The following is a 25,113-nucleotide window of genomic DNA, read 5'->3' on the forward strand; positions in this document are numbered from 1 at the left end:
TGTTGCAGACCTGCCCTCTACACCGGCTGCGACCGTCCGTCGCGGGGTTCAGTTCGCCGCCATCACCGCCGCCTGAACCTTCAGCGCCTGCACCGTCTCGCGCGCGTCGTGGACCCGCACCATCCGCGCCCCGCGCCGCGCGCCTTCCAGCGCCAAGGCCAGCGACCCGCCCAGCCGGTCCGTCGCCAAGGTCGCTGTTGGATCGATGGCCTGGATCGTGCGCTTGCGGCTGGCGGCGTACAGCACCGGGAAGCCCAGATCGATCAGCGCGCCCAACCGCGCCGTCAGCGCCAGATTGTGCGCCAGGGTCTTGCCGAAGCCGATGCCGGGATCCAGCCAGATCCGGTCGCGCGCCACGCCCGCCGCCATCGCCGCCTCGGCCCGCCCGCGCAGATAATCCCGCACTTCGCCCACCACGTCGTCATAGCGCGGATCCGCCTGCATCGTGCGGGGTTCGCCCTGCATGTGCATCAGCACCACGTCGCACCCCAGCTCGGCCGCGACCGCCGCACTCTCGGGCGCATGGCTCAGCGCCGTCACGTCGTTCCACATCGTCGCCCCGGCCGCGACGGCGGCGCGCGCGACGGCGGGCTTCATCGTATCGATGCTGATCGCCCCGCCCCAGCGCGCGCGGATGCCGGCGATGACCGGCGCGACCCGGGCGATCTCCTCGGCCTCCCCCACCGGCTCGGCCCCCGGCCGCGTGCTCTCGCCGCCGATGTCCAGCACATCGGCCCCGTCCGCAACCAGCCGCATGGCCTGATCGATCGCGCCTTCGGTCGAGGCCCACCGCCCCCCATCCGAGAAGCTGTCGGGCGTCACATTGACGATGCCCATCACCTCCGGGAGTTCACACGCACTTCTATTCTCGGTGATCATGGTGCGATCTGAGCCCCAAGTCCGCGCGGCGCAACGAAAAACCCGCCGGGAGATCGCTCTCCCGGCGGGTCCATCTTCAGATCAGGCCTGGGTTCAGTGAACCGTCGGCACGCTGGTCGCAGCGGGCGCGGCGACCGGGACCTCGATGTCCGTGCCGTCCGACACCGGCGTCACCGGCACCGAGACCGAAGGCCCGGCGTTGGGGAAGTTGTTCTCGTCGCGGTTCGGCGCGACGCCCTTCTCCAGCAGGTCCTTGATCTCCTCACCCGACAGGGTCTCGTACTCCAGCAGGGCCTGAGACAGCTTCTCGTGATCCTCGGCCTTGGTGGTCAGAATCGTGCGCGCCTCGTCCCAGCCCGAGGTCACCAGACGACGGACTTCCTCATCGATGGTGCGCGCCGTCTCTTCGGAGATGTTCTGGCTGCGGGCGACCGAGTGGCCCAAGAAGACCTCTTCCTGGTTTTCGCCGTAGGCCACCGTGCCCAGCTTGTCCGAGAAGCCCCAGCGGGTGACCATGGCGCGCGCCAGCTTGGTCGCCTGTTCGATATCCGAGCTGGCGCCCGAGGTGATATTCTCCGGCCCGAAGATCAGCTCCTCGGCGACGCGGCCGCCGGCCATGATGGCGATCCGGTCGATCATCTGCTGATACTTCATCGAATAGCGGTCGCCTTCCGGCAACTGCATCACCATGCCCAGCGCCCGGCCGCGCGGGACGATGGTCGCCTTGTGCACCGGGTCGGCCATCTTGACGTTCATGGCGACGATGGCGTGACCGGCCTCGTGATAGGCGGTCAGACGCTTTTCTTCCTCGTTCATCGCCATGGAGCGACGTTCCGAGCCCATCAGCACCTTGTCCTTGGCGTCTTCGAAGTCGCGGTGGGTGACCATGCGACGGTCCTTGCGCGCCGCCGTCAGGGCCGCCTCGTTGACCAGATTGGCCAGGTCGGCGCCCGAGAAGCCCGGCGTGCCGCGCGCGATCGTCTTGACGTTGACGTCGGCGGCCAGGGGCACGTCCTTCATGTGGACGCGCAGGATGCGTTCGCGGCCCGAGACATCGGGGTTCGGCACCACCACCTGGCGGTCGAAACGGCCGGGACGCAGCAGCGCCGGGTCCAGCACGTCGGGACGGTTGGTCGCGGCGATCAGGATGATGTTCTCGGACGCCTCAAAGCCGTCCATCTCGACCAGCAGCTGGTTCAGCGTCTGTTCGCGCTCGTCGTTGCCGCCGCCGAGACCCGCGCCGCGGTGACGACCGACAGCGTCGATCTCGTCGATGAAGATGATGCAGGGCGCATTCTTCTTGGCCTGTTCGAACATGTCGCGCACGCGGCTGGCGCCGACGCCGACGAACATCTCGACGAAGTCCGAACCCGAGATCGAGAAGAAGGGCACGCCCGCCTCGCCCGCCACCGCGCGCGCCAGCAGCGTCTTACCGGTGCCAGGAGGGCCGACCAGCAGGGCGCCCTTGGGGATCTTGCCGCCCAGACGCTGGAACTTGCCCGGATCCTTCAGGAAGTCGACGACCTCCTGCAGCTCGTCCTTGGCCTCGTCCACGCCGGCGACGTCGTCGAAGGTCTTGCGACCCTTATGCTCGGTCAGCAGCTTGGCCTTGGACTTGCCGAAGCCCATGGCGCCCTTCGCCCCGCCCTGCATCTGGCGCATGAAGAAGATCCACACCCCGATCAGCAGCGCGATCGGCAGAATGCCCAGGAGCAGGCTCATCCAGATCGACTGGCCGCCCGACTTGGCGTCGATCTCGACGTTGGCGGCCAGCATCTGAGCCACCAGCTGTTCGTTCGGATAGACGGTGGTGGAAGTGAAGCGTTCGCCGTTCTTCAGCTCGCCGTTCACCTTGTCTAGGCGGATGGTTACCTGTTTGACCTCGCCCGCGTTCACGCGCTGCACCAGCTGGGAATAGCTGATGGCCTCGGGCTTGCCGGCCGGCTGGCCCGTCACGCCGTTCATGGCGCCGCCCTGCGACAGCGCCGCATAGCCCGCCAGCAACGCCAGAATGATCACGCCGGTGATCGCCAGATTACGCAGGTTCATTGAGGTCCTCGGTCGTCCGCGACCCGGGTGGGATCGACGGTCTGGATGTGTCTGTCTGGGAAAATAGGGGCTTAATCAGCGTTACGCTATCGGGTGGCGGAAATCAGGTCGTCTTCGTGCGTCGTTTCGTCCAGCGCCAGCCTGAGCCGTTCCGCGACAAGGCCGCGCCGTTCGACCCCTTCGCCTGCAAGAACCGGGGCCACCGCGTCGTCCCTGATCAACACAGGCCAGGCCCCGCGCGTCGCCGCCGGCAGCCGATTGATCTCGGCCCTGTCGGCGTCCGACAGGCTGGCCAACCGCCCCCGCGCCGGAACCACAGACCAGCCGGGACAATCGGCGCAGAAGACGAACCGCCCGTCCCAAACCGCCTCGACGCCGGGCGTCAGCGCCAGCGGCGAAATGTCTCGTCTGCGCAGCTCGCCGGCCTCGCGCATCAGCCGCACCGCCGCGCCGACAGCCTCGATCCGCGCCCCGCACAGGGTCGCCGCGAAATCCTCTCCCGCCTTCAGCCGCGTCATCAGGGCTTCCAACCGCGCACCCCGAGGCGGCGTCGATCCGCCGCCGACGCAGACCAGGGCGGCCGCCAGCGCGCGCGCGCCCACGTCGCGGTCCACACGCGCCATGGCCTCGCCCTCGATGATCGGCGGCGCGCCGGTTTTCGTCGGCGCCTGATCGACCGGTTGCTGCGTCGCGCCCGCCAGAGCCTGCCGCGCCCGGCTGCGGCCGAAACGGGGATCGGCGTTGGCGGGGTCCTCGATCCAGTCGCCCCCCTGCCCCGCCAGCCAGTCCCGCAACCCCGCCCGCCGCTCGCCCAGCAGCGGCCGCAACAGCATCACGCCTCGACCCTCGGGCCAGGCCGGCGACGGCGACCATTCGCGCACCCGCCCCAGGGTCGAGCCTTCGCTGCGCATCAGATCGGCCTCGGCGATGTCGTCGGCGGTGTGGGCGAACAGGACGACCGACGCCCCCGCCGCGCGCGCCGCATCGGCGATCAGCCCATGCCGCGCCGCCCGCGCCGCCGCCGTCAGCCCGGTCGCGGGCTTGTCCCCGTCCCAACTCAACCCGCGCCAGTCGGCTCCGGCGTTCCGCGCCGCCCCGGCCGCAAAGTCGGTCCAGCGGCCGCTGTCCGCATTCAGCCGATGATCGACGGTCAGGGCCAGCACCGAACGTCCCCGCGTCCGCGCCCAGTCCGTCGTCAGCCGCAACAGGGCGATGGAGTCTCCGCCCCCCGACAGGGCCAGCGCCAGCGGCCGGCCCGTATCCCGCGTCAGTCGCGCATCCAGCCGCGCGAACGCTCGCGCTCTGAGATCCGGATCAGACGTCAGGCGCAGGAACCCGTCGTCTTCAACTGGGCCGCCCGCGCCTTTTGCGGATCCGAAGCGGCAGGCGCATAGCGGCGCGTGAACTCCGCCAGGGCCGCGCACCCTTGCGGCTTCCTTTGCGTCGCGAACAGGGCGTCGGCCAGTTTCAGCGTCGTATCCGCCGCCCAGCCGATGCGCGGCCAGTCCTTCAGCGCGGCGGCGTAATAGGGCACCGCCCCCGCCTTGTCGTTCGCCGCGACCCGCAGGTCGCCTAGGCGCGAGTTGGCCTCGCGCGACTGCGGCGTATCGGGCCAGGCCGCGATCACCGTTTCCAGCGCCCGCTCGCCGCGCGGCTTGTCGGTCGCCAACAGAGCCACCGCCGCCGCCAGGTCGCGCGTCGCATCGCCGGTGGGCGAAGTCGCCTCGATCGGCGCATTCAGTTCGGCCTGGGTCTCCAGCTTCTGCAACCGGCCCTCGGCGTCCGCCAGACGCGTCTTCAGCGTCTCGTTCTCGCGCGTGGCCTCGTCCAGCTGGAAGGTCAGCCGCTCGTTGTCGCCGTTGATCCGGCGCACCGTGGCCTCCAGGTCGCCCAGGCGTCGGTCCATCAGGGCGAACTGCCCCTGAAGCGTCACCACCTCGGGGTCCGGCTCGACCAGCACAGGCTGGCCGGCGGCGTTTCTCTGGGTCAGGGCGCGCTCGAGCCGCCGCACATTGCGATCCAGCTGGTCCAGGCGGCGATTGTCCCACTGGGTCCGCTCCATGATGTTGGGCTGGGCCTGCTTGGCGACCGCGCCGCCCCCGATCAGTAGGACGCCAAGGGCGGCGGCGGCGAGGAGATGAACGCGAGAGATCGAGAGCTTGGTCATGCGTCTAGCTTTCACCGATTTGGGGCCGCCGCAAGGCCGAGCTAGTGCCCCAGACCCAGATAGATGATAGCCGTGACGAACAGGCCGATCACGATGTTGCAGAACACCAACAGCGCGATCGTCCGCCACAGCGCCGAGAACCACGACAGCGAATAGGCGCCCTTCATCTGGGCGAACACATGCACGGGCACGGCCAGCAGCCCCAGCGGAATGACGATGGCGCCCAGCCACCCGGCGATCGTCGCCGACAGCACCATCAGCATCAGCAGCATGGCCATGAAGGTCAGCGAATACAGAACGAACACCCCGTGGTCGTACAGGGTGAAGCCGCGCTTCCACAGGAACAGCAGGGCCACGAACGGGATGGACAAGGGCACCAACAGGAAGGCGAACTTGTACATCGTCTGCTGGAACTTATAGAGCGCCAGGTCCGGGTTCTGCAGCTTCTTCAACACCGTGGCGCCGATGCCGTGGCCGTCCTTCTCGGCGTCCTTGCCCATGACCTTCAGCTTGGTCTCGCCGCCCTCGCCGGTCGCCATATCCTTGATGCCGGCCTGCCAGCTGCCGGGCTTCAGGCCGTCGGCGCGGCCGTCGCGCTGCTCGATCTCCAGCCGGGCCAGGGCCGCGCGGCGGTCGTCGACCAGCTTCTGTCCGGCGTTGATCGCCATCTGCATCGTCGGGTCCGGCTGGGCGCCGCTTTCGGCCCGCATCTGGACCAGGGCCTTCTCAGCCTCAGCCAGGCCGACGCGCTGGGACGCGATCCGTTCGCTCATCTCCGCCGCGTCGCCAGTCTTGGATTCCGGATGCGGCATGAAGCTGAGCGCGAAGAACATCACGAACAGGGTGAACAGGAAGATCGCCAGCGGCGAAACGTAGCGCGTGCGCTTGCCCTCGACCCACTCGCGCGTCAGCTTTCCGGGGTTCAGCCACAGCAGCGGCAGGGTGCGCCAAATCCGGGCGTCGAAATGCATGACCCCGTGCAGCAGCTCTTCACCCAGGTGCAGCAGGCTGCGATGAACATGGGTCGGCTGGCCGCAGTTTGCGCAGAAGTTGCCGCTCGTTTCGGCCCCGCAGTCGGAACAGACGCCATGGGCGTGGGCCTCGCCGGCCTTGCCCGTCGGCTTTTCGATCGCGCCTGCGGCCAGTCCGGCCGTGACGACGGCGCCCGCCCCTTCGATATCCATTCGCTGATCCCCCGATCCCTGTGACGACGTATCTGCCGCCGGCCCGGCGTCAGGACAAGCGCGGAAACGAAAAGAGGCGCCGACCCTGCGGTCGGCGCCTCCCTTCAGATCAGTCGTCTTTCGCCGACTAGCGCGGCGCGCCCGACACGATGGCGGTGTGGGCGTTGCGGTTGCGGGCGAAGGCGTCCTCGTTCGAGCCTTCCGCGATCGGCCGCTCCTTGCCGAAGCTGATGGTGTCGATCCGGCCGGCCGGAATGCCCCGGTTGATCAGATAGGTGCGCACCGATTCCGCACGGCGGGCGCCCAGCGCCAGATTGTATTCGCGCGTGCCGCGTTCGTCGGCGTTGCCTTCGATGCGGATCGTCACCGACGGATAGCGTTGCAGCCACTGGGCCTGGGCGTCCAGACGCGGCATGGCCTCGGGCCGGACCTCATAGGAGTCCAGGTCGAAGTAAATGCGATCGCCGACGTTGACGACGAAGTCCTGTTCGGTGCCCGGCGCGGCCGAACCCATGTTTCCGCCGGTCACCGGCCCGGTCGGCGCGGTCGGATAGGCCGGACCCGTCGGTTGCGTCGTGCCGTCGTTTGGACCGGGCACGCCGGTCTCGACCGGGGGCTTTCGGGTGCAGGCGGCCATGGCGGCGACGGCGCAGCCGACCATCGCCAGTTTGAGAATGCGGGAAGTCTTCATGGGGTCGTCTCCTGACGTATCGTTTCTGGCAAGGGGCGGGCCTCAAGCTTGGCTTTACTGTCTGCCTCGGCCGATTCTTCGACGCTAGAGGCGATAACGCACAGTTGAGCTTTAAGGCTCCGACGGTGTCGGTGCGGTGTTTAAGCGGGGCAGCTGTCGGCGCCCTGGTTCACGCCCAGATTGCTCGGGCCACGGTCCAGCAGCGGCGACCAGGCCGGGTCGGTCCCGCGTCCGTTATAGCCCGCCTGCGACACCACGCGCCCCGACAGGTCGACGGTCCACAGACGCGTGTCGCCGCCCGGCGTCTGGCGCGCGAACATTACGTATCGGCCGTTCGGCGCCCAGTTCGGGCCTTCCTCGAAATAGCTGGACGACAGGATGCGCTCGCCCGAACCGTCGGCGTTCATCACCCCGGTCGAGAACCGGCCGCCGCCCTGTTTGGTGAAGGCGATCAGATTGCCGGTCGGGCTCCACGACGGGGCGGTATAGATGCCGCCGCCGCGCGAGATCGGCCGCTGGCCCGATCCGTCCGACCGCATGACATACAGCCGCGCCGAACCCGAACGGTCCGAGGTGAAGACGATCTGGCTGCCGTCCGGACTGAACGACGGCGAGGTGTCGATGCCCGGGTCGCTGGTCAGGCGCGTGATCTGGCGGCTGCGCAGGTCCATCACATAGACATCGGTATTGCCGCCCCGGATGATCGAAAACGCGATCTTGTTGCCGTCGTTGGAGAAGCGCGGCGCCAGCACCTGACCGTCGAACTCGCCCAGGCTCTCGCGCCGGCCAGTCGTCAGATTATACAGGTAGATGCGGCTGTAATCCTTGCCCAGCGCCACATAGGTGATCTCGTCCGGCTGCGACAGCGAGAAGCGCGGCGACATGATCACCTCGTCACCCTGCGTCAGATAGGTCGGGTTGAACCCGTCCTGATCGGCGATGGTCAGGCGGTTGATCCGGTTCAGCTGCGTGCCCTCCTCGGACACGAAGATCACGCGAGAGTCGAAGAAGCCGGCCTCGCCGGTCATGCGCTGATAGATGACGTCGGAGATCTTGTGCGCGATCCGGCGCCATTGCTCCTGGGTCGCGGTGAACTGATAGCTGACTAGCTGGCACTGGCGGTAGGGATCATACAGGCGGAAGCCGACGTCCAGTCGCCCGTCGCCGCGCGTCGTCACCCCGCCGTACAGCACCGCCTGCGCGCCGATCTGGGTCCACTGCGGGAAGTTGGGCGCATTGGCCAAGGTCAGGCCGGTCTCGATGAAGCTGGACGGGTTCAGCGGCTCGAAGAAGCCCGACCGCTTCAGATTGGCGCTGACGACATTGGAGATGTCCGATCCGTGCGTCCCGGCGAACGGCACGACCGCGATCTGAAGCGGGCGCAGCACGCCCTGATCGATCTCGACCTCGACCGGCTGCGTTTGTTGAGGCGTCTGGGCGGCGGTGGTCAGGGGCGCCGCCATTGCGACAGCCGCCACGGAGGCCAGAAGAAGGTTCAGACGCATCAGATGCTCCCATAAGTCTCGAAGGATCGCCGCCCCTTATCGCCGGGCCGTTCGACTTTCGCCAGCTTCACGGGGAATGGGGCGACATTCGGGACGGGAGCGATCATTGATGCGTGATGCGTGATGCATTATCTTTAAGCCATGCGCACTACACTCGCCATCGACGACGACGTGCTAAACGCCGCACGGGCCATCGCGGTTCAGACCCGAACCTCTGTGGGCGAAGTCATTTCCGATCTTGCGCGCCGCTCGATCGCGCAGGCCAAGCCGGACACGTCGCCCGAATTTCGTAACGGCATTCGCCTCCTGCCGCACCGCAAGGGCGCTGTGGTGACGACCGAACAGATCAACGCTCTGCGCGATGAGCTGCCTTGATCGCGCTTTTGGACGTCAGCGTCCTGATCGCATTGATCGATCCAGCCCATACCGAGCATCTCACCGCCCACGCCTGGTTCGCAAATGAGCATCAGGCTGGTTGGGCGACCTGCCCGCTGACCGAAAACGGCGCGCTTCGAATCCTCAGCAATCCGAAATATCCGAACTCGCCGGGCGCGCCTGCGCAGGTGTTGCCCGCGCTTCATTCCTTGCTGAGCCAACCCGGCCATGCGTTCTGGCCCGACGACATCAGTCTGCTGGGCGACCGTTTGATCGCGCAGAATCGCCTGCTCACCTCGGGCCAGTTGACGGATACCTATCTGCTGGCCTTAGCCGTCTCGAACGGCGGGCGGCTGGCCACGTTCGACCGACGACTGGCGCCCGACGCGGTGAAGGGCGGCAAGGCTGCCCTGCATCTCATAACGGCCTGACAGTCAGCGATTGCGGCACGCCCGTTCGGTGTTGAAGGTCGGGCGATAGACCCCGCCGGGGAAACCCTGCGGCACGTCGAAGGGCGCGGTCTGGCGCAGGGCGCGCAGGGCGCCGTCGGCGGCGGCGCGGTAGACGTTCGACGACTGGGCGTTGATCAGGCTGGGTCCGCGCGTGATCCGTCCATCGGCCGACAGGGTCAACTCGACCTGGATGCGCAGTTGATCCGCGCCGGGGATGTCGCAGGGCAGAATCCAGTTCGGATAGACCTGATTGAAGATGGCCGTGATCTGCGGCCCCGTGGCCTGGGACGCCGTGCCCGCCCCCTGCTGCCCCGTCGCCGGTCGGCCGCGATTGTTGGTCGGGCGCGTCGGGCCGGCCAAGGCGTCCAGATCCAGGCTCGGCTCGGTGCGCTGGGGCGCCGGGCGGGCGGGTGCGGGCGTCGCCGGGCGCGGGGTCGGCTGAGCCTTGGTCGGCGGCGCAGGCGTCGGCGGCTGGGGTCGAGGCGTCGAACGCGGCGGCGTCGGCGTCGGCGTGGGCCTCGGCGTCGGCGTGGGCGTCGGGGCCGGGCGCGGCGGCGTGGGCCGCGGCGGTGTCGGGGTGGGGCGCGGCTGGGGTTGCGGCGGCGTCGGCTCGGGCGTCGGCAGCACGGGATCGGGCTGCTGCACCGGGGCGGTCGCGGCGTCGTCTGGCGAGGGTTCGGGCTGCGGATTATCCGCCGGCGCCGCCTGGATCACCTCCTTCGAGACGATGGTTACCGGCACCGAGGCCACCAGCGGCGTCTCGTCCTCGTCCATCTTGTGCGACACCATCAAGAAGGCGAGCGCGACCACCCCGGCGTGCAGGGCGAGCGATCCGAGGATGGCGGGGCTCGGCCGACGCAACGGCTTCAGGCCTCCGGCGCCGTGTCGGTGATCAGGTTCAGCTTGGTGAAGCCCGAGGCGCTCAACCGCGCCATCACCCGCGCCACCGCCTGATAGGGCGCGCGGCCGTCGGCCCGCACGAACACCGGCCGCTCGGCCGCCTTGTCGGCGCCGCCCGCCTCGGTCAACAGGCGCGTGGACAGGGCGTCGAACGCCGTCTCGCTGTCGCCGACGAAGATCGCGCCCTGCTGGTCGATGCTGACCGACAGGGGTTCGGACTTGATCTCGACCGCGCTGGCCTCGGTCTTGGGCAGCTCGACGGGCACGCCCACCGTCAGCAGCGGCGCCGAGATCATGAAGATGATCAGCAGCACCAGCATCACGTCCACCAGGGGCGTGACGTTGATCTCGGTCAGGGGCCCTTTACGCCCTCTGCGCCCTCGACGCCCGCCGCCGCTCGCACCACCGCCCAGGGCCATGGCTCAGACGCCCCGCTTCAGGCTGAGGTCGCTGGACGGCGGGGGCGGAGGCGGCGGGGCCGACGGGCTGCCCAGTCGGCGCGCCACGGCGGCCTGCAGGTCGTCGGCGAACGCCTCCAGGCGCCCCGTGAACTTGCCCGCGTCGATCGAGAACTTGTTGTAGGCGATATAGGCCGGGATGGCCGCAGCCAGACCGATGGCGGTGGCGAACAAGGCTTCGGCGATGGCCGGCGCCACCGTCGTCAGATTGGTGTTGCCCGCCGCCGCGATCCTGCCGAACGCATTCATGATGCCCCACACCGTGCCGAACAGGCCGATGAAGGGCGAGGCCGTCGCCACCACCGACAGCACGCCCAGGCCGTTCTCGATCCGCTGGCCCTCGCGCGAGATCAGGCTGTTCATCGCCTTGTCGATGCGCACCAGCAGCAGGTCGCCCTGGTGCTCGTTCAACGCCCCGCGCTGACGCGCCTCGCGCCAGTCCGACAGGGCGATCACCAGCATGCGTGGCAGGGCATGGTCCGGCTCGGGTCCGGCCTGAGACGCCACCTCTTCCAGCGACCGGCCGGACTGAACCGACTTTTCGAACTCATCGGCGCGCTTGTTCAGCGCCGTGAACCGCACCGCCTTGTCGATGATGATGGTCCACGACCAGATCGAGGCCGCCGCCAGCCCGATCATCACGCTCTTGACCACCCAGTCGGCGGTCAGGAACAGCTCGACCGGGTTCATCATCGCGGCGTCGACAGGCGTGGTCATTCAGGCGCTCCGGGCGGAATCGAGATCGTCACGTACCCTCTTCGACCGAGCGGACGTGACCATTGTGTGGCGTCCGGCCCGTTTAGCCCCGACCCGTCCGCCCGTCATCTGACAGGCGCGTCATAAGGGTTAACGGAAGGTTACTCGGACGCCGTCCGCCGCGCGTTCGGATCGACCGCGACAGAGACCGGGGCGCCGACGCTGATGATGACGCCCTCGTGGCCTTCCTTGGCGATGGAATAGGTGGCGGCGTCCTTCAGCAGCTGCTCCTCGCACTGGCGATCGCCCGCCCGGCCCAGTTCGGCGCAGCCGCGCTTGGCCGCATCGGTCCAACCCAGGACCCGGCGCGTCGCCGCCTCGGCCCGCTTGATCGCCGCCTCGTCCTCGGCGGCGGCTTGCGCGATCAGGGCCTGGCGCGCGCCCTGCTGGTATTGCAGCTCGGCCTGGCCCGCCATCTTGCGTTCCCAGACCTTGTAATAGGGACAGCCCACCAGCCCGCCGCCGACCAGCAGCACGAACAGCAGGATCGTGACGATCACCGCGCTGGCGGACATCTTGTAGGTTTCTGCGGGCATGACGTTTTCCCCCTCGTTGGCGCGATCCTAGTCGGCCGTTCCACTGGCCGCCAGCCACGGCGTGACCTTCTCGACCAGACCCTTCGACGGCCGTCGCGGCCGCCCGTCCAGATGAATGCACACCGCCGTCACCTCGGCCCGGCACAACACCTCGCCGGCCCGCTCCACGCTCTGGCGGATGATCAGCCGCACGCCCTTCACCTGCTCATAGACGGTGCGCACCACCAGGGCGTCGTCGATCCGCGCCGGTTTCAGATATCTGATATTTAACTCGGAGACCACGAAGGCCAGCGGCTCGGCCTCCTCCAGCAGATCGGCGTGCCCCACCCCGATGGCGCGCAGGAAATCGGACCGTCCCCGCTCGAAATAGCGCACATAGTTGGCGTGATAGACCAGGCCGGTGAAATCGGTGTCTTCATAATAGACGCGCACCGGCAACAGGTGATCGCGCCCCTCGAAACGGCCGGCGGTGGGTTGGTCGATGTTCATGGACGGACTTTAGCGCACCACCTGCGATCCCGGCCTCTCCAAAAATCCGGGGCAGTAGCTTTGGCGCATTTCGCGGAACTCGGTCGGCAGGGGATCGTCGCTGAACAGGATGCGATTGGGGATGGAAACGAAGCCCACCGCCGGCCCGCCGGCGGCGCGCCCGACATAGCCGCATACCGATCGCCTTTGCCCGTTCTCGGCGTAGCGCAGTTCGGCGCCGCGCCCCGCCTGGGTGCGGATCTGGCGCATCACCCGCGCATCGGCCGGCTCGGGCGACGGGGTGTGCGCCGGCTGCATCAGCATCCAGACGCCGACCGCGCACAGGGCCAGAACCAGCGCCGCCGCGATCATCACACGCTGCTGAAGCAGGCTTCCATGGCGCATCACCCTCATGCGGCGGGCGCATCCAGGGTGAAGTCCAGCGGCGTGTCGGAGGCGGGCAGGCAGGTCCGATCCACCGGCTTGGACGGATCACGCAGGAAATCGCGCGCCATCTTGCGCGTGCAGGGGCTGGCGTTGATGACGCCGTGGGTCGCGTTGGTCACGATCACCACCTGGCTGTTCGCATAGCCCTTGGCGGCCGCCTCGGTCAGCGGCGGCGGGCACCCGGGATCGATCTCGGCGGCGACGAACAGGGTCGGGATGTCGGTCTGGACCGGCAGATTCTCGATCGGCAGCGCCGGCCGTTCACCCACTGCCGCGCAGACGTCAAACAGCCGCGACAGCGACGGGACCAGCACTTCAGCCACCGGATCGCCCGACGCCCCCGCCGCCAGCCGCGCCTTGGACTCGAACGGCAGTTCCTCCTTGCACAGATGGGCCATGTGCTGCCCCTCGAAATAGTAGGTGCGGTCCTCGGCGATCTCCGCGACCGGCGTTAGGTCGCCGGCGATGATCTTGTCCAGATCAACCGGCAGGCTGCGCACGCCCGTCGCGCTATAGGTCGTGTCCATCAAGAAGGCCGACAGGTCGTCGACGTTAAAGGTGCGCCCGTCCTTGCCCGTCACTGGACCGGCCAGCCATTTGCGCGCCTCGGCCTCAAACCGCGCCTGAAGGTCCGGATGCTGCGCCGCGCAGGCCGCCTGGGCCGCGCATTTGGCCAGGATGATTTTCACCGCCGCCGAAACCTGTTCGGGCGTGCCGACGGCCCAGTTGCCCTCGGGCGGCCAGGGGCTGTCCATCACGGCGGCGCGCACGATCTGGGGCTGGTGGGTGATCACCGCCGCCTCGATGCGCGGCCCGTACGATCCGCCCCACAGGTCGATCTTGGCCAGACCCAGGGCCTGGGCCATGTCCTTCACATCGTCGGCGATGGCGGCGGCGTTGTACTGGTTCAGGTCGATCCCTTGCGCCTGATAGCCCTTCAGACAGGCGATCAGCCCGTCGCGATCCTTGTCGGACGGCGGCCCCGCATCGGTCAGTTCGACGCCCGGACAGTCCATCGACGGGTTGCTCGCCCCGCCGCCCCGCTGGTCGAACAGGATCACGTCCTGATCCACCGCAAAGGCCTCCGGATTGCGACGAAGCGCCGCCAGCATCCGCCCCGCCCCCGGCGTCAGAGCCCCGCCCGGTCCGCCGTGGAACATCACTATCGGCGGCAGCGCCTGGCCTGCGGCGTTCTTGTAGGGCGCGCTGGCCTTGAAGATAACCACCGCGATATCGATGCGCCGGTCGCTGACCGAGCCGTCGCGCGCCTCGTCCACGGTCAGGGTCCCGCACCGCACCTCGCGCAGGCCCGTCGGCCAATCACTGGGACAGGCCTTGTCGGTGAAGACGGGGGCCTCTGCTCGCGCAGGCGGCGCCAGACTGGTCAGGCCGGCCGCAAACGCCATCACGGCCAGGGTGCGCAGGATCATGGGACGACGGCTCCGGTTCGCCCCCAGCAAACCCCCGCCCGCCCCGCTTGGCAACGCCTATTCGAACAGGTCGCCGGGCACGGGTCCGGCGGAGGGTTGCGCCGGCGCGCTGAGGCCCAGATGTGCATAGGCCTTGGCGCAGGCCATGCGGCCGCGCGGCGTACGCATGATGAAGCCCTGTTGCAGCAGATAGGGTTCGATCACGTCCTCGACCGCATCGCGCGCCTCGGCGATGGCGGCCGCCAAGGTGTCCATCCCGACCGGCCCGCCGCCATAGTTCTCGATCAACGCCTTCAGGAACCGCCGGTCCAGGCTGTCCAGCCCGGCCTCGTCCACCTCCAGCCGCGCCAACGCCCGCGCCGCCACCAGTTTCGAGATCGTCTCGGCCCCTTCCGCCGAGGCGAAATCCCGCACCCGGCGCAGCAGACGCCCGGCGATGCGCGGCGTGCCGCGCGCCCGCGACGCGATCTCTCGCGCGCCGGCCTCGTCTATGGCCGCGCCCATTTTGCGCGCCGTGCCGCGCACCACCGCCGTCAGTTCGTCGGGGGTGTAGAACTCCAGTCGCAGCGGAATGCCGAACCGGTCGCGCAACGGCGTGGCCAGCAGGCCCGCCCGCGTCGTCGCCCCCACCAGCGTGAACGGCGCCAGGTCGATCCGCACCGAGCGCGCCGACGGCCCCTCGCCGATGATCAGGTCCAGCACATGATCCTCCATGGCCGGATACAGGATCTCCTCGACCTGAGGGCTCAAGCGGTGGATCTCGTCGATGAACAGGACGTCGCGCGGCTCAAGGTTGGTCAGGATGGCCGCCAGATCGCCCGCCTTGGCCAGGATCGGCCCCGAGGTCGCCCGGAACCCCACGCCCAGCTCGCGCGACACGATCTGCGCCAGCGTCGTCTTGCCCAGTCCCGGCGGGCCGAACAGCAGCACATGGTCCAGCGCCTCGGCCCGCCCGCGCGCCGCATCGATGAAGACCTTCAGATTGCCCTTGGCCTGCGACTGGCCGACGAACTCCGACAACGTCTGCGGCCGCAGCGCGCGATCGAAGGATTCGCCGGTCTCGGCCTCGGGGGAGATGACGCGGGTCATGTCGATGCGGCTCTCATCGGCCCAACTCCTGCAGCGCCGCGCGGATCACCGCCGACAGCTCCGCCTCTTCGCCCAGACGGATCAACGCCTGATCCACGGCCCGGCGCGCATTGACCTCGGCGACGCCCAGCCCAAGCAGAGCGGACACGGCCTCGCCGGTGATGGACGGAACCGGCGGCGCGATCTCCACGTGCATGCCGGGTGCGACAGGCGCAAAACTGACGTCGCCCAAGGGCTTGCCCTTCAGCTCGGTCACGATCCGCAGCGCCAGCTTCGGCCCTACGCCGTTGGCCCGCGCCACCGCCGCCTTGTCCTCGCGCGCCACCGCCGACGCCAGTTCGCCGGGCGGCAGGACGTCCAGCACCGCCAGCGCCGCCTTGGGCCCCACGCCCTGAATAGCCAGCAGGGTCGTGAACGCCCGCCGCTCATCGCGCGTCAGAAATCCATACAGGCGCGGCCCCGCATCCTCGCTCCACTGCGAATGGACATGCACCGTCGCCTCGTCGCCCGGCGCCGGCAGCCGCCCCAGCGTCCGCGCCCCGCACGACACGACATAGCCCACGCCGGCGCAGTCGATCAGGCATTCCGCCTCGCCGACCTCAGCCAGCACGCCTCTCAACCGCCCGATCACGCGATCCTCCCCCGTGAAGCGAAGCGGTACGGGGGAGGGGGACCGCGACGTCCTTGCGTCGTGGTGGAGGGGGCGACCTCAGACACGGTGCGTGGGTTCGCCCCCTCCACCGCTTCGCGGTCCCCCTCCCCCGCCATGCGGGTGAGGATCCGATGCTTCCTGAGTTGCGCATGGGTGATCGCGACGGCCAGGGCGTCGGCCGCATCCGCCTTCACGTCGCCTGCGGTCGGCAGCAGCCGTTTGACCATGAAGGCGATCTGGCTCTTGTCCGCATGGCCCGCGCCCACCACCGCCTTCTTGATCAGGTTCGGCGAATATTCCGCCACCGTCAGACCCGCCTTGGCCGGCGCCAGCATCACCGCCGCCCGCGCATGACCCAGCTTCAGCGTCGAGGACGGGTTCACATTGACGAACACCTCTTCCACCGCCGCCTCCTCGCAACCGTGGTCGGCGCAGATCGTCCCCAGCGCCTCGAACAGATGCAGCAGCCGCTCGCTGAACGGCGCGCTCTCGGGCGGGGCCACCACCCCGTGCGCCACCCACCTCATGCGCGCGCCATCCGACACGACGACCCCCCAGCCGGTGCGTCGCAGACCGGGGTCCAGGCCGATGATTCTGACAGGTTCGTTCGCCATCCGTTCCCCTCATGCCGCAAAGAGGGTTATCGGGCAATGAACGGTTTCAGTCGTCGCGCGGGTCCAGGCTGTAGGCGACCACGCCTGGTATGGCGCACAGCTGTTCCGCCAGCCGCTTCAGCTGGCTTTCCTCGGCAGCCTTCAATCGCCAGGTCCGTCGAACGGTCTGTCCATCGATCAGCTCGAACCGGTCGTGTCGCGCGTCCGCATCGATGGCTTTCAGCGCCGCCTCGATCGCCGGCTCCGGCGACGCCTCGCGCCGTTCCCAGCACACTTCGGCGTCCACCACCGTGCGCGCGGGCAAACGCCCGTTGATCAGCCTGAGCCCAATCAGGATCAGCGCCGTGACCACCGTCGCCGCCGTCCCCAGCGCATAGAGGCCTGCCCCGAACAGAATGCCGATCGCCGATGTGATCCACAGCGACGCCGCCGTGGTCAGCCCGTGGATCGAAAATCCGGTGCGGAAGATCACGCCTGCGCACAGGAACCCGATCCCCGTCAGCACGCCGTGCGCCATCCGCGTCGGATCGGTGACGATGTTCTCGTCCGGCAGGGCGCGGAAAGCCCAGTCCGCCTGCGACATGGCCGCCAGCATCAGCAGGGCCGACGCCAGGCTGACCAGGATATGTGTCCTAAGGCCCGCCGCCCGACCCCGCCATTCGCGCTCGAAGCCGATGACCCCGCCCGCGATCACCGCGCCGAGGATCGGCAGGACGGCGCCTTCCAGACTACCCAGATTCATCCGCGCTCAACGAGCGGCTGAGCGCGGATGTTCCTTGGACGGACGATGCTGCGACATCGTGGTCGCAGCGACCGCTTCAGCTGTGCTTTTCGATATAGGTCTCGGGGTCCTTGTTCACCGGCTTGACGCCGGTGATGTACTCGGCCTCGAAGGCGGCGAACTTGACCGCCAGCTCATGGCGCGTCTCGACGTCGGCGTTCATGCGGAAGTCGGTCAGCCCCTGCCGCTCTTCCTCGCCCATGTGTTTGGAGTTGACGACGTTCGCTTCGCCCACGGCGTCGAACCAGGCCTTGGTGCCGACCTTGTGCTTTTCGACCGCCTTGACCGCGTCGCGCAGCTTGTTGTGGTCCTCAATGGCGTCTTCGGTCTCGCCCTCGACCGTGCCGTCCTCGGCGTCATTGGCGCCCTCGCCCTGCTTCAGCAGCTCGGGATAGAAGAACCGTTCCTCGGCCTCGGCGTGCACATCCAAGAACGCCGACAAGCGCGACCAGACGGCGCTCAGCGCATCTGTGTCCTTGGGGTCGATCTGTTCGATGATCGCAAACAGTCGACGCTGTTCGGCATGGTCGTCGAGGATCAGCTGGGTGATGTCCATAGGGGGCTCCAGGCGTAACGGTGAAGCCTCGTTACGCCCGGCGCACGACCCGGTTCCGTGCGAACGACTCGCGGCCTTTCGGGATCAGCCCGCGTACTTGGCCGCGTCCTCGTCGGAGATGTCCTCGTTGGAATAGACCGCCGACACGTCGTCCTCGGCGTCCAGCGCGTCCAGCAGCTTGAACAGGGTGCCGACGGCCTCGCCGGTCACCGGCACTTCGGACTGCGGCTTCCAGACGATGGCGGTGGACTTGGGATCGCCCAGCACCTTGGACATGGCCTCGGCGACGTCGTTCAGGTCCTCGAAGGCGGTCCAGATCGTGTGGCCCGGCGCGTCCTCGTAGATGTCGGGCTTGACCAGATCGCTCTCGACGTCCTGGGCGCCGGCCTCGATGGCGGCCTCCATGACGGCGTCTTCCGAACCGGCCTCGGCGGCGTAGGTGATCTTGCCCACCTTGTCCCACATGAAGGCGACCGAGTTCATCTCGCTCAGGGCGCCGCCGTTCTTCTTGAAGGCCGCGCCGATGTTGGACGCCGCCCGATTGCGGTTGTCGGTCAGGGCCTCGACGATGATGCCCACGCCGCCCGGTCCCCGGCCCTCGTAGCGGACCTCTTCCATCGTATCGACGTCGCCGCCGGCGGCCTTATTGATGGCGCGCTGGATCACGTCCTTGGGCAGGCTTTCGGCCTTGGCGTTGTTGACCGCCAGGCGCAGGCGCGGGTTCGCCGCCGGATCCGGCAGGCCCGACTTGGCCGCCACGGTGATGTCGCGCGACAGTTTGGAGAACAGCTTGGAGCGCTGCGCATCGGCGCGCCCCTTGCGGTGCATGATGTTCTTGAATTTCGAGTGGCCGGCCATGGGATCGTCTTTGAGCGTTCTAAACCTGAGCGGGCGGTCCTAAACGAAGAGCGTCATCCTGTCACGATACGCCGATCGGGGGCGACAGGGGTGGAACCTCGACCGTTTGGGCGTATTGATCCGGGCAAGACAGACGGAGCGTAAAGCCATGACCGCAGACGACACCATCTATGAAGCCGAAGGCTATATGGACGAAGACCTGCACGAGGCCGACATTGTCGAGTGGTACGAAGCCCGCCCGGTCACCGTCTCCACCGCCGTCGCCACCGGCGCCATCGTCACCGCCTTCACCCTGGGCGCCCTGACCGCCGTCGGCGCCCTGTTCCTGATCGGCCGACTGGACGACTAAGGCTCTAGACGCTCAGGCGTAAGGCCAGGGCCGCCAGGGCGACGCCCAGGACCGGCAGGGTGAGCACCACGCCCACCTTGAAATAGTAGCTCCACCCGATCTTCACGCCCTTTCGCGCCAGGACGTGCAGCCACAGTAATGTGGCCAATGAACCGATGGGCGTCATCTTCGGCCCCAGGTCGCTGCCGATGACATTGGCGTAGATCATCGCCTCCCTCGCCGCGCCGGTCGCGCCCGAGGCGTCGATCGACAGGGCGCCAATCAGGACTGTCGGCATATTGTTGGCGATGGCCGACAGGAAGGCGGTCAGGAACCCGGTTCCGAAGGCCGCGCCCCAGACCCCGCCCTGCGCGAAGCCGTCCAGCAGGCCCGCGATCTGCCGTGTTAGCCCGGCGTTGCCCAGCCCATAGACGACCAGATACATCCCCAGTGAGAAGATCACGACCTGCCACGGCGCCTCGCGCAGCACCTTCGTCGTGCTGATGACCGCGCCGCGCCCCGCCACGACCAGCAGGACGACCGCCCCCGTCGCGGCGACGGCGGACACCGGCACCCCTCGCGGCTCCAGCACGAAGAAGCCGATCAGCAGAAACGCCAGGATGATCCAGCCCCAAAGGAAGGTCGCCCGGTCCTTGATCGCGCTGGACGGCGCGGCCAGGCGCTCGACGTCATAGGCCTTGGGAATATCGCGCCCGAAGACGACAAACAGCACCATCAGCGTCGCAGCGATGCTCGCCAGGTTCACCGGCGCCATGACCGCCGCATAGCGGTCGAAGCCGATGTCGAAGAAGTCGGCCGAGACGATATTGACCAGGTTGGACACCACCAGCGGCAGACTGGCGGCGTCGGCGATGAAGCCCGCCGCCATCACGAAGGCCAGCGTCGCCTTAGGGCCATAGCCGAGCGCCAGCAGCATGGCGATGACGATCGGCGTCAGGATCAGCGCCGCCCCGTCGTTGGCGAAGACCGCAGAAACCGCCGCGCCCAGCAGGACGAACAGGACGAACAGCCTGCGCCCATGGCCGCCGCCCCATCGTCCGACATGCAGCGCCGCCCATTCGAAGAAGCCGGCCTCGTCCAGCAGCAGGCTGATGATGATGATCGCGACGAAGGTCGCCGTGGCGTTCCAGACGATGTCCCAGACCACGGGGATGTCGGCCAGGGTGACGACGCCCAGCAACAGCGCCGCCGCCGCGCCGCCCATCGCGCTCCAGCCGATCTGCAGGCCCTTCGGCTGCCAGATCACCAGGGTGATGGTGACCGCGAAGATCAGAAAGGCGACGATCATGGGCGGCTCCATCCCGGCCGACCGACGACCGCAGCGCCCCTCTAGCTTGCACGACACCATATTTCCAGTATCTTGGAATAATGGAATCCGAACCGGCCATTCTCGCGCTCGCCGCCTTGGCGCAATCCACGCGACTGGACGCCTTTCGGCTGCTGGTCCGCCATGCGCCCGACGGCCTGCCGGCTGGAGAGATCGCCGACCGGCTCGCCGTTCCGACGAATACGATGTCGGCGCATCTGGGCGTGCTGTCGCGCGCCGGACTGATCGCGTCCCAGAGGCGCAGCCGGTCGATCATCTACCGGGCCGATCTGGATCGACTGGGCGAGGTCGTGCTGTTCCTGCTCAAGGACTGCTGCCAGGGCCGCGCCGAACTTTGCCAACCCTTGCTGGCCGAACTGGCCCCCTGCTGCGACTGAGGCCAATGGACGTCGTCATCTATCACAACCCCGCCTGCGGCACGTCGCGCAACACCCTTGCCCTGATCCGCCACGTCGGGATCGAACCGCATGTGATCGAGTATCTGAAGACCCCGCCCAGCCGCGCGCTGTTGGCCCAATTGGTCGGGCGGATGGGTGGATCGGTGCGCGATATCCTGCGCGAAAAGGGCACGCCCTACGCCGACCTCGGCCTAGGCGACACAAACCTGTCGGACGACCAGCTGCTGGACGCCATCGCGGCGCACCCGATCCTGATGAACCGCCCCATCGTCGTCTCGCCCCTGGGCGTCAAACTGTGCCGCCCGTCCGAGACGGTTCTGGACCTGCTGCCCGACCCTCTCGCCAAGCCCTTCGTCAAGGAAGACGGCCAGGTCATTCTCGACGCCTAGGGGCGGGCGCGAGGTTTATGACGCGCGTTGCCCGTCCAGCCAGTCCAGACGGCTGAGCTGCAGGTTGATCGCCAGTTCGATGCGGGGACGCTCGATCGGGTCCAGCGACACCACATACTGACGCAAGGCGGCGATTTCCGCCTCCACCGTGCGCCTCAGGGCCGCCATGGCCTCAGCCTTTCGGACAGGCGGCAGGCGCTCCCACATGCCTGAGCGCAGGCGGAAGGGATCCAGACCGACGCTGGCGGCGCGCTCGGCGTCGCAAATCCAGTCTTCCATCACCGCGACTCCCTGCGGCGTCAGGGACAGAAGAACCGTGCCCCGGCCCGAACCCGTCTCAGCCGCGTCGATCACGCCACGATCCGTCAATCGTCGAATGGCCGGATAGACGGTGCCCGCGCTGCCCCTCCATTCCAGAGACATCGACTCCTGGAACGCCTTGCGCACCTTGAAGGCGGTCGTGGCCCCGCGATGATGGATTTCCGACAGGATGGCGCCTTCCAGCTCCGTCAGGCTTCCTTGCCGATTGTTCATTTGACCCGATCCGACTCGATAGTCCTAATCGGACTATCGACGTCCATGGAGGAATGCATGATCCGGTCCCTGTTCAAACGCGCCATGGCGGCGTCCTGCCTGGCCGGGGCCAGCCTATCGGCTGGCCTTGCTGCGGCGCAAGCCGCACCCGTCGCTCAAGCGACCCCTCAGGCGACCTCTCCGGCGCCGGCGGCCGCTGTGGCCCGCATCCCGCTCTATGTCTCGGACGGCCGGGCGCTTCTGATGATGCGGATCAACGGCGGCCATCCTGCGCCCGTCGTCTTCGACACCGGCACCAACGGCAATCTGATCTACAAATCCTACGCCGACGACATCGGCATGCCGAATGTGGGACCGTCCCAATCCAGAGACGGCAGCACGGGCCTGATGGTGCCCGGCTATACGACCAGTCTGAAGGGCGTGACCCTGGGCGGCTATGCGATCACCGAGGGCCCCGCCACCGTCTTCGAGTTCAGGGACGAGGACGAAGTCGGCATCTTCGGTCCCAACAGCTTCCCCGGGAAACTGGTCGAGATGAACCTGGCGAAAGGCGAGCTGCGCATCATGGCGCCCGATGCGCCCCAGCGTCCCGAAGGCCCCGGACACGCCTATTCCGACGACGAACGGCTGCCGGTCGTAGCATTGGACCTGCCGGGCGCCTCGGTCGAGGCGACCCTGGACACCGGCAACGACAGCGCCTTCTTGTTGCCGCTGTCTCTAGTCAGCCAGATCAAGCTGAAGGGCGAGCCGCGCAAGATCGGCATCGCGACCTCGGCCGCCGGAACCCAGCCGGTGTACGAGGCCCAGGCCGACGGCCCGGTCAAGGTCGGCGGCGTCGTGGTCGACAGCCCCAAGCTGCGCTTCATCGAGGGCGGAACCCCCAATATCGGCCTGCCCATGATGCGCAAGTTCCGGTTCGTCTTCGACCCCACCAACGAACGCACCTGGGTCCTGGCGGGCGACTGACGTTCAGGGCGGTCCGATGCCGTCAGGCGTCGGACCGTTCAGGCGGCTGCGGGATACGATCCGTCAGCAGCTTCAGCACCTTGGCGGTGATCGCCAGCTCCTCGTCGGTGACGCCCGCCAGCAGTCGGGTGCGATCCTCACGCGCGACGCGATCGGAGGCGTTCAGCGCATCCAGCCCCTTGGGCTCCAGCTGGATCAGGTTGGCGCGTCCGTCGCCGCAAAACGGATGACGCGACACCAGCCCCTCTTCGATCGACAGCTTGATGCGGCGTGACAGCGAGGCCTCCGATATCCGCAGGATCGCCGCCAACTCCGCCTGCGTCAGCCCCTTGGGCTTGGACGCCAGAACATACAGGTGCGCCCGCTGGGCCGCCGTATAGCCTCGACCGCGAAACAGCACATTGGCTCGCGTGATCCACGCGCGGGCCACAAAGGCGATGCGCATGGAGACAACCCGTTCCAGGCCTGCTCGCGCATCCTCCCCGATCGTCGCCACATCCCCCTCTGAAGCGTTCAAATAAAAGGCGTCGTCAAGATCGGCGGGGTGGGAAGACATCAGAACCAAAACTGCACGTCGAACGGGGAAAAAGAGGACAAACCTACCCCGCGCGTAGATTCTCCACCACGCTTCTCAGTCGCGCCGGCAGCGGCTTGGGCCGGCGGGTTTCGGCGTCCACATAGACGTGGACGAAATGGCCGATGGCGGCCGGAACGTCGACGCTGCGCTTGAAGACCGCAAAGCCATAGGTGACGCTGGAGGTGCCGATCGCATCGACCTTGATCCCGACCTCGATCACATCGGGAAACTTCAGCGACGAGGTGTAGCGACAGCCCGAATCCACCACCAGGCCGATCGATTCCGTCAGCGCATTGGCGATCAGCAGATGGGCGTTCACCGCCGAGTCCACGAACTCGTAGAATTTGGCGTTGTTGATATGGCCGTACTGGTCGTTGTCGGCCCAGCGGGTGGAGACCATGTGAAAGGCCTTGTAGGTCGCCCGTTGCGCCAGCGCGCCCTCGTCTCGTTTCGGCATCGTCGTCTCCCTCGGCGACGCGAACCGTCGCTCTCGATCTCGACGCTCTAGCTTGGACGACCTTAGGTCAAGCGCCTATCGGTACACGCCTGATCACGAACGCGCTGGCCGCAGCGCGCCAAAGGGAGTTCCGATGACCCTCACGACCCGCGCCGCCGTCCTGTCTGACATGGGCGCCGCCCGCCCCTACGCCGACAGCCGCCCCTTGTCCGTCCAGACCGTCACGCTGGACCCGCCCGGCCCCGGCGAGGTCTTGGTCGCGATCAAGGCGGCGGGCCTGTGCCATTCGGACCTTTCGGTCATCAACGGCGACCGCCCCCGCCCTCTGCCCATGGCCCTGGGGCACGAGGCGGCGGGCGTGGTCGAGGCGCTGGGGGACGGCGTCACCGATCTCGCCATCGGCGATCACGTCGTCATGGTCTTCATGCCGTCTTGCGGCCACTGCAACCCGTGCGCCGGCGGTCGTCCCGCCCTGTGTGAGCCGGGCGCCGCCGCCAACGGCCGGGGTGAGCTTCTGTCCGGCGCCCGCCGCATTTTCCGCGAGGGCGAGCCGGTCAACCACCACCTGGGTTGCTCCGCCTTCGCCGAGCGCGCCGTCGTCTCGCGCCGCTCCTTGGTCAAGATCGATCCAGACCTGCCGTTCGAAGAGGCGGCCCTGTTCGGCTGCGCCGTCCTGACCGGCGTCGGCGCCGTGGTGAACACCGCTGGCGTCAAGGCGGGCCAGAGCGTCGTCGTCATCGGCCTGGGCGGCGTCGGCCTGTCCAGCGTCCTGGGCGCCCTGGCCTCCGGCGCCTCGCCGGTCGTCGCCGTCGATCTGTCCGAAGACAAGCTGGCCCTCGCCCGCACCCTTGGACCCGTCCACACTGTCAACGGCGCCGACCCCGATGCGGTGGATCAGGTCCGCGCCCTGACGAACGGCGGCGCCGACTTCGCCTTCGAAATGGCCGGCTCGGCCCGCGCCCTCGACGCCGCCTGGAAGATGACCCGGCGCGGCGGGACCACCGTCACCGCCGGCCTGCCCCCACCCGACGCGGCCCTGGCCGTCAACATCGTCTCCCTGGTCGGTGAAGAGCGCACCCTGAGGGGCTCCTACATCGGCACCTGCGTCCCCAGCCGCGACATCCCCCGCTATGTCGCCCTGTATCGTCAGGGCCGCCTGCCGGTGGACCGGCTGATGAGCGGCGTCATCCCGCTCGACGACATCAACGCCGGCTTCGACCGTCTGCACGCCGGCGAGGTGGTGCGGCTGGTGGTCAGGCCCTGACCACC

Annotated in this window: 30 protein-coding genes and 1 pseudogene; 7 read left to right on the plus strand and 24 right to left on the minus strand. The window is 68.0% G+C overall.

The genetic code is table 11. The annotated features are described in order from the left end of the window. Positions 1-48 precede the first annotated feature (48 nt). The 7 genes from folP to tolB all read right to left on the minus strand — a co-directional run bounded on the left by folP (position 49) and on the right by tolB (position 8,475). The gene (folP, locus tag HNP47_RS10010; protein ID WP_184279435.1) at positions 49-879 is read right to left on the minus strand and encodes a dihydropteroate synthase; all 831 of its coding nucleotides are present in this window, start codon (positions 877-879) and stop codon (positions 49-51) included. 93 nt (positions 880-972) lie between these two features. Further along, positions 973-2,928 (minus strand): ATP-dependent zinc metalloprotease FtsH, encoded by a 1,956-nt coding sequence (gene ftsH, locus HNP47_RS10015; RefSeq protein ID WP_055753954.1) that lies wholly within the window; start codon positions 2,926-2,928, stop codon positions 973-975. Between the two features lie 86 nt (positions 2,929-3,014). Further along, positions 3,015-4,352, minus strand: a complete 1,338-nt coding sequence (gene tilS / locus HNP47_RS10020) for a tRNA lysidine(34) synthetase TilS (RefSeq protein ID WP_311770067.1) — start codon at positions 4,350-4,352, stop codon at positions 3,015-3,017. Further along, positions 4,250-5,095, minus strand: a complete 846-nt coding sequence (locus tag HNP47_RS10025) for a tol-pal system protein (RefSeq protein ID WP_184279436.1) — start codon at positions 5,093-5,095, stop codon at positions 4,250-4,252. Before HNP47_RS10025 ends, tilS begins: the two co-directional genes overlap by 103 nt. Before the next feature lie 41 nt (positions 5,096-5,136). Further along, positions 5,137-6,279, minus strand: coding sequence for a DUF3667 domain-containing protein (locus HNP47_RS10030; RefSeq protein WP_184279437.1), 1,143 nt, complete (start codon positions 6,277-6,279; stop codon positions 5,137-5,139). 127 nt (positions 6,280-6,406) lie between these two features. Then, entirely contained in the window at positions 6,407-6,970 is a 564-nt protein-coding gene (pal, locus tag HNP47_RS10035) for a peptidoglycan-associated lipoprotein Pal (protein WP_055753951.1), read from the minus strand. Positions 6,971-7,110: 140 nt separating this feature from the next. Further along, on the minus strand, positions 7,111-8,475 hold the full coding sequence (gene tolB, locus HNP47_RS10040) for a Tol-Pal system beta propeller repeat protein TolB (RefSeq protein WP_184279438.1): 1,365 nt from the start codon (positions 8,473-8,475) through the stop codon (positions 7,111-7,113). Between the two features lie 141 nt (positions 8,476-8,616). On the opposite strand from tolB, the gene HNP47_RS10045 reads away from it, so the two are divergent. Continuing rightward, a complete protein-coding gene (locus HNP47_RS10045) occupies positions 8,617-8,850 on the plus strand; it encodes a CopG family transcriptional regulator (RefSeq protein WP_184279439.1) in 234 nt (77 codons plus the stop codon). 8 nt (positions 8,851-8,858) lie between these two features. Further along, complete coding sequence (locus tag HNP47_RS10050; RefSeq protein WP_260394780.1) at positions 8,859-9,281, plus strand: TA system VapC family ribonuclease toxin; 423 nt, start codon at positions 8,859-8,861, stop codon at positions 9,279-9,281. Between the two features lie 3 nt (positions 9,282-9,284). Here HNP47_RS10050 and HNP47_RS10055 read toward each other — a convergent pair whose 3' ends face one another. The 13 genes and pseudogenes from HNP47_RS10055 to HNP47_RS10115 all read right to left on the minus strand — a co-directional run bounded on the left by HNP47_RS10055 (position 9,285) and on the right by HNP47_RS10115 (position 18,847). Continuing rightward, the gene (locus HNP47_RS10055) at positions 9,285-10,163 is read right to left on the minus strand and encodes a cell envelope integrity protein TolA (RefSeq protein WP_184279441.1); all 879 of its coding nucleotides are present in this window, start codon (positions 10,161-10,163) and stop codon (positions 9,285-9,287) included. 5 nt (positions 10,164-10,168) lie between these two features. Further along, positions 10,169-10,621, minus strand: coding sequence for an ExbD/TolR family protein (locus tag HNP47_RS10060; RefSeq protein WP_066554427.1), 453 nt, complete (start codon positions 10,619-10,621; stop codon positions 10,169-10,171). Between the two features lie 3 nt (positions 10,622-10,624). Continuing rightward, positions 10,625-11,377, minus strand: coding sequence for a protein TolQ (tolQ, locus tag HNP47_RS10065; RefSeq protein WP_184279442.1), 753 nt, complete (start codon positions 11,375-11,377; stop codon positions 10,625-10,627). A gap of 140 nt (positions 11,378-11,517) precedes the next feature. After that, the gene (locus tag HNP47_RS10070; protein WP_184279443.1) at positions 11,518-11,952 is read right to left on the minus strand and encodes a hypothetical protein; all 435 of its coding nucleotides are present in this window, start codon (positions 11,950-11,952) and stop codon (positions 11,518-11,520) included. A gap of 27 nt (positions 11,953-11,979) precedes the next feature. Beyond that, the gene (gene ybgC, locus HNP47_RS10075; protein WP_184279444.1) at positions 11,980-12,441 is read right to left on the minus strand and encodes a tol-pal system-associated acyl-CoA thioesterase; all 462 of its coding nucleotides are present in this window, start codon (positions 12,439-12,441) and stop codon (positions 11,980-11,982) included. A gap of 9 nt (positions 12,442-12,450) precedes the next feature. Beyond that, positions 12,451-12,825 carry a hypothetical protein gene (locus tag HNP47_RS10080; protein WP_184279445.1) on the minus strand — a complete coding sequence of 125 codons (375 nt, stop codon included), beginning with the start codon at positions 12,823-12,825 and terminating at the stop codon, positions 12,451-12,453. A 5-nt stretch (positions 12,826-12,830) separates the two neighbouring features. After that, complete coding sequence (locus HNP47_RS10085; protein WP_184279446.1) at positions 12,831-14,297, minus strand: alpha/beta hydrolase; 1,467 nt, start codon at positions 14,295-14,297, stop codon at positions 12,831-12,833. Positions 14,298-14,354: 57 nt separating this feature from the next. Next, positions 14,355-15,386, minus strand: a complete 1,032-nt coding sequence (ruvB, locus tag HNP47_RS10090) for a Holliday junction branch migration DNA helicase RuvB (RefSeq protein WP_153923380.1) — start codon at positions 15,384-15,386, stop codon at positions 14,355-14,357. 13 nt (positions 15,387-15,399) lie between these two features. Continuing rightward, the gene (ruvA, locus tag HNP47_RS10095) at positions 15,400-16,017 is read right to left on the minus strand and encodes a Holliday junction branch migration protein RuvA (protein WP_055753941.1); all 618 of its coding nucleotides are present in this window, start codon (positions 16,015-16,017) and stop codon (positions 15,400-15,402) included. A gap of 143 nt (positions 16,018-16,160) precedes the next feature. Beyond that, positions 16,161-16,652 (minus strand): annotated as a pseudogene (ruvC, locus tag HNP47_RS10100) (crossover junction endodeoxyribonuclease RuvC); the annotation flags it as partial. Positions 16,653-16,698: 46 nt separating this feature from the next. Continuing rightward, complete coding sequence (locus tag HNP47_RS10105; RefSeq protein ID WP_165118331.1) at positions 16,699-17,394, minus strand: MgtC/SapB family protein; 696 nt, start codon at positions 17,392-17,394, stop codon at positions 16,699-16,701. Between the two features lie 76 nt (positions 17,395-17,470). Beyond that, positions 17,471-17,989, minus strand: a complete 519-nt coding sequence (locus tag HNP47_RS10110; protein WP_184279447.1) for a hemerythrin domain-containing protein — start codon at positions 17,987-17,989, stop codon at positions 17,471-17,473. A gap of 84 nt (positions 17,990-18,073) precedes the next feature. After that, positions 18,074-18,847, minus strand: coding sequence for a YebC/PmpR family DNA-binding transcriptional regulator (locus HNP47_RS10115; protein ID WP_055753937.1), 774 nt, complete (start codon positions 18,845-18,847; stop codon positions 18,074-18,076). A 148-nt stretch (positions 18,848-18,995) separates the two neighbouring features. On the opposite strand from HNP47_RS10115, the gene HNP47_RS10120 reads away from it, so the two are divergent. Next, positions 18,996-19,196: a hypothetical protein gene (locus tag HNP47_RS10120; RefSeq protein WP_055753936.1), complete on the plus strand. Its 201-nt coding sequence runs from the start codon at positions 18,996-18,998 to the stop codon at positions 19,194-19,196. Between the two features lie 4 nt (positions 19,197-19,200). Here HNP47_RS10120 and HNP47_RS10125 read toward each other — a convergent pair whose 3' ends face one another. Next, entirely contained in the window at positions 19,201-20,484 is a 1,284-nt protein-coding gene (locus tag HNP47_RS10125) for an arsenic transporter (RefSeq protein ID WP_184279448.1), read from the minus strand. A gap of 80 nt (positions 20,485-20,564) precedes the next feature. On the opposite strand from HNP47_RS10125, the gene HNP47_RS10130 reads away from it, so the two are divergent. Both HNP47_RS10130 and arsC read left to right on the plus strand, forming a co-directional pair. Further along, the gene (locus HNP47_RS10130) at positions 20,565-20,900 is read left to right on the plus strand and encodes a helix-turn-helix transcriptional regulator (protein ID WP_017506449.1); all 336 of its coding nucleotides are present in this window, start codon (positions 20,565-20,567) and stop codon (positions 20,898-20,900) included. A 5-nt stretch (positions 20,901-20,905) separates the two neighbouring features. Continuing rightward, entirely contained in the window at positions 20,906-21,310 is a 405-nt protein-coding gene (arsC, locus tag HNP47_RS10135; RefSeq protein WP_184279449.1) for an arsenate reductase (glutaredoxin), read from the plus strand. A gap of 15 nt (positions 21,311-21,325) precedes the next feature. Here arsC and HNP47_RS10140 read toward each other — a convergent pair whose 3' ends face one another. Then, on the minus strand, positions 21,326-21,844 hold the full coding sequence (locus HNP47_RS10140) for a PadR family transcriptional regulator (protein WP_184279450.1): 519 nt from the start codon (positions 21,842-21,844) through the stop codon (positions 21,326-21,328). 57 nt (positions 21,845-21,901) lie between these two features. Here HNP47_RS10140 and HNP47_RS10145 point away from each other — a divergent pair, with 57 nt between their 5' ends. Continuing rightward, positions 21,902-22,810 (plus strand): retropepsin-like aspartic protease, encoded by a 909-nt coding sequence (locus tag HNP47_RS10145; protein WP_184279451.1) that lies wholly within the window; start codon positions 21,902-21,904, stop codon positions 22,808-22,810. A 22-nt stretch (positions 22,811-22,832) separates the two neighbouring features. Here the strand turns inward: HNP47_RS10145 and HNP47_RS10150 are convergent, their stop codons facing one another. After that, positions 22,833-23,306, minus strand: coding sequence for a MarR family transcriptional regulator (locus tag HNP47_RS10150; RefSeq protein ID WP_184279452.1), 474 nt, complete (start codon positions 23,304-23,306; stop codon positions 22,833-22,835). Between the two features lie 103 nt (positions 23,307-23,409). Continuing rightward, on the minus strand, positions 23,410-23,844 hold the full coding sequence (locus tag HNP47_RS10155; RefSeq protein WP_017506452.1) for a thioesterase family protein: 435 nt from the start codon (positions 23,842-23,844) through the stop codon (positions 23,410-23,412). A 133-nt stretch (positions 23,845-23,977) separates the two neighbouring features. Between HNP47_RS10155 and HNP47_RS10160 the strand changes: the two genes are divergently transcribed. After that, positions 23,978-25,108: a zinc-dependent alcohol dehydrogenase family protein gene (locus tag HNP47_RS10160; RefSeq protein WP_184279453.1), complete on the plus strand. Its 1,131-nt coding sequence runs from the start codon at positions 23,978-23,980 to the stop codon at positions 25,106-25,108. Positions 25,109-25,113 lie beyond the last annotated feature (5 nt).

Origin of the sequence: Brevundimonas vesicularis, from assembly GCF_014204545.1 — a bacterium.
GTDB classification, from domain to species: Bacteria; Pseudomonadota; Alphaproteobacteria; order Caulobacterales; family Caulobacteraceae; genus Brevundimonas; species Brevundimonas vesicularis_B.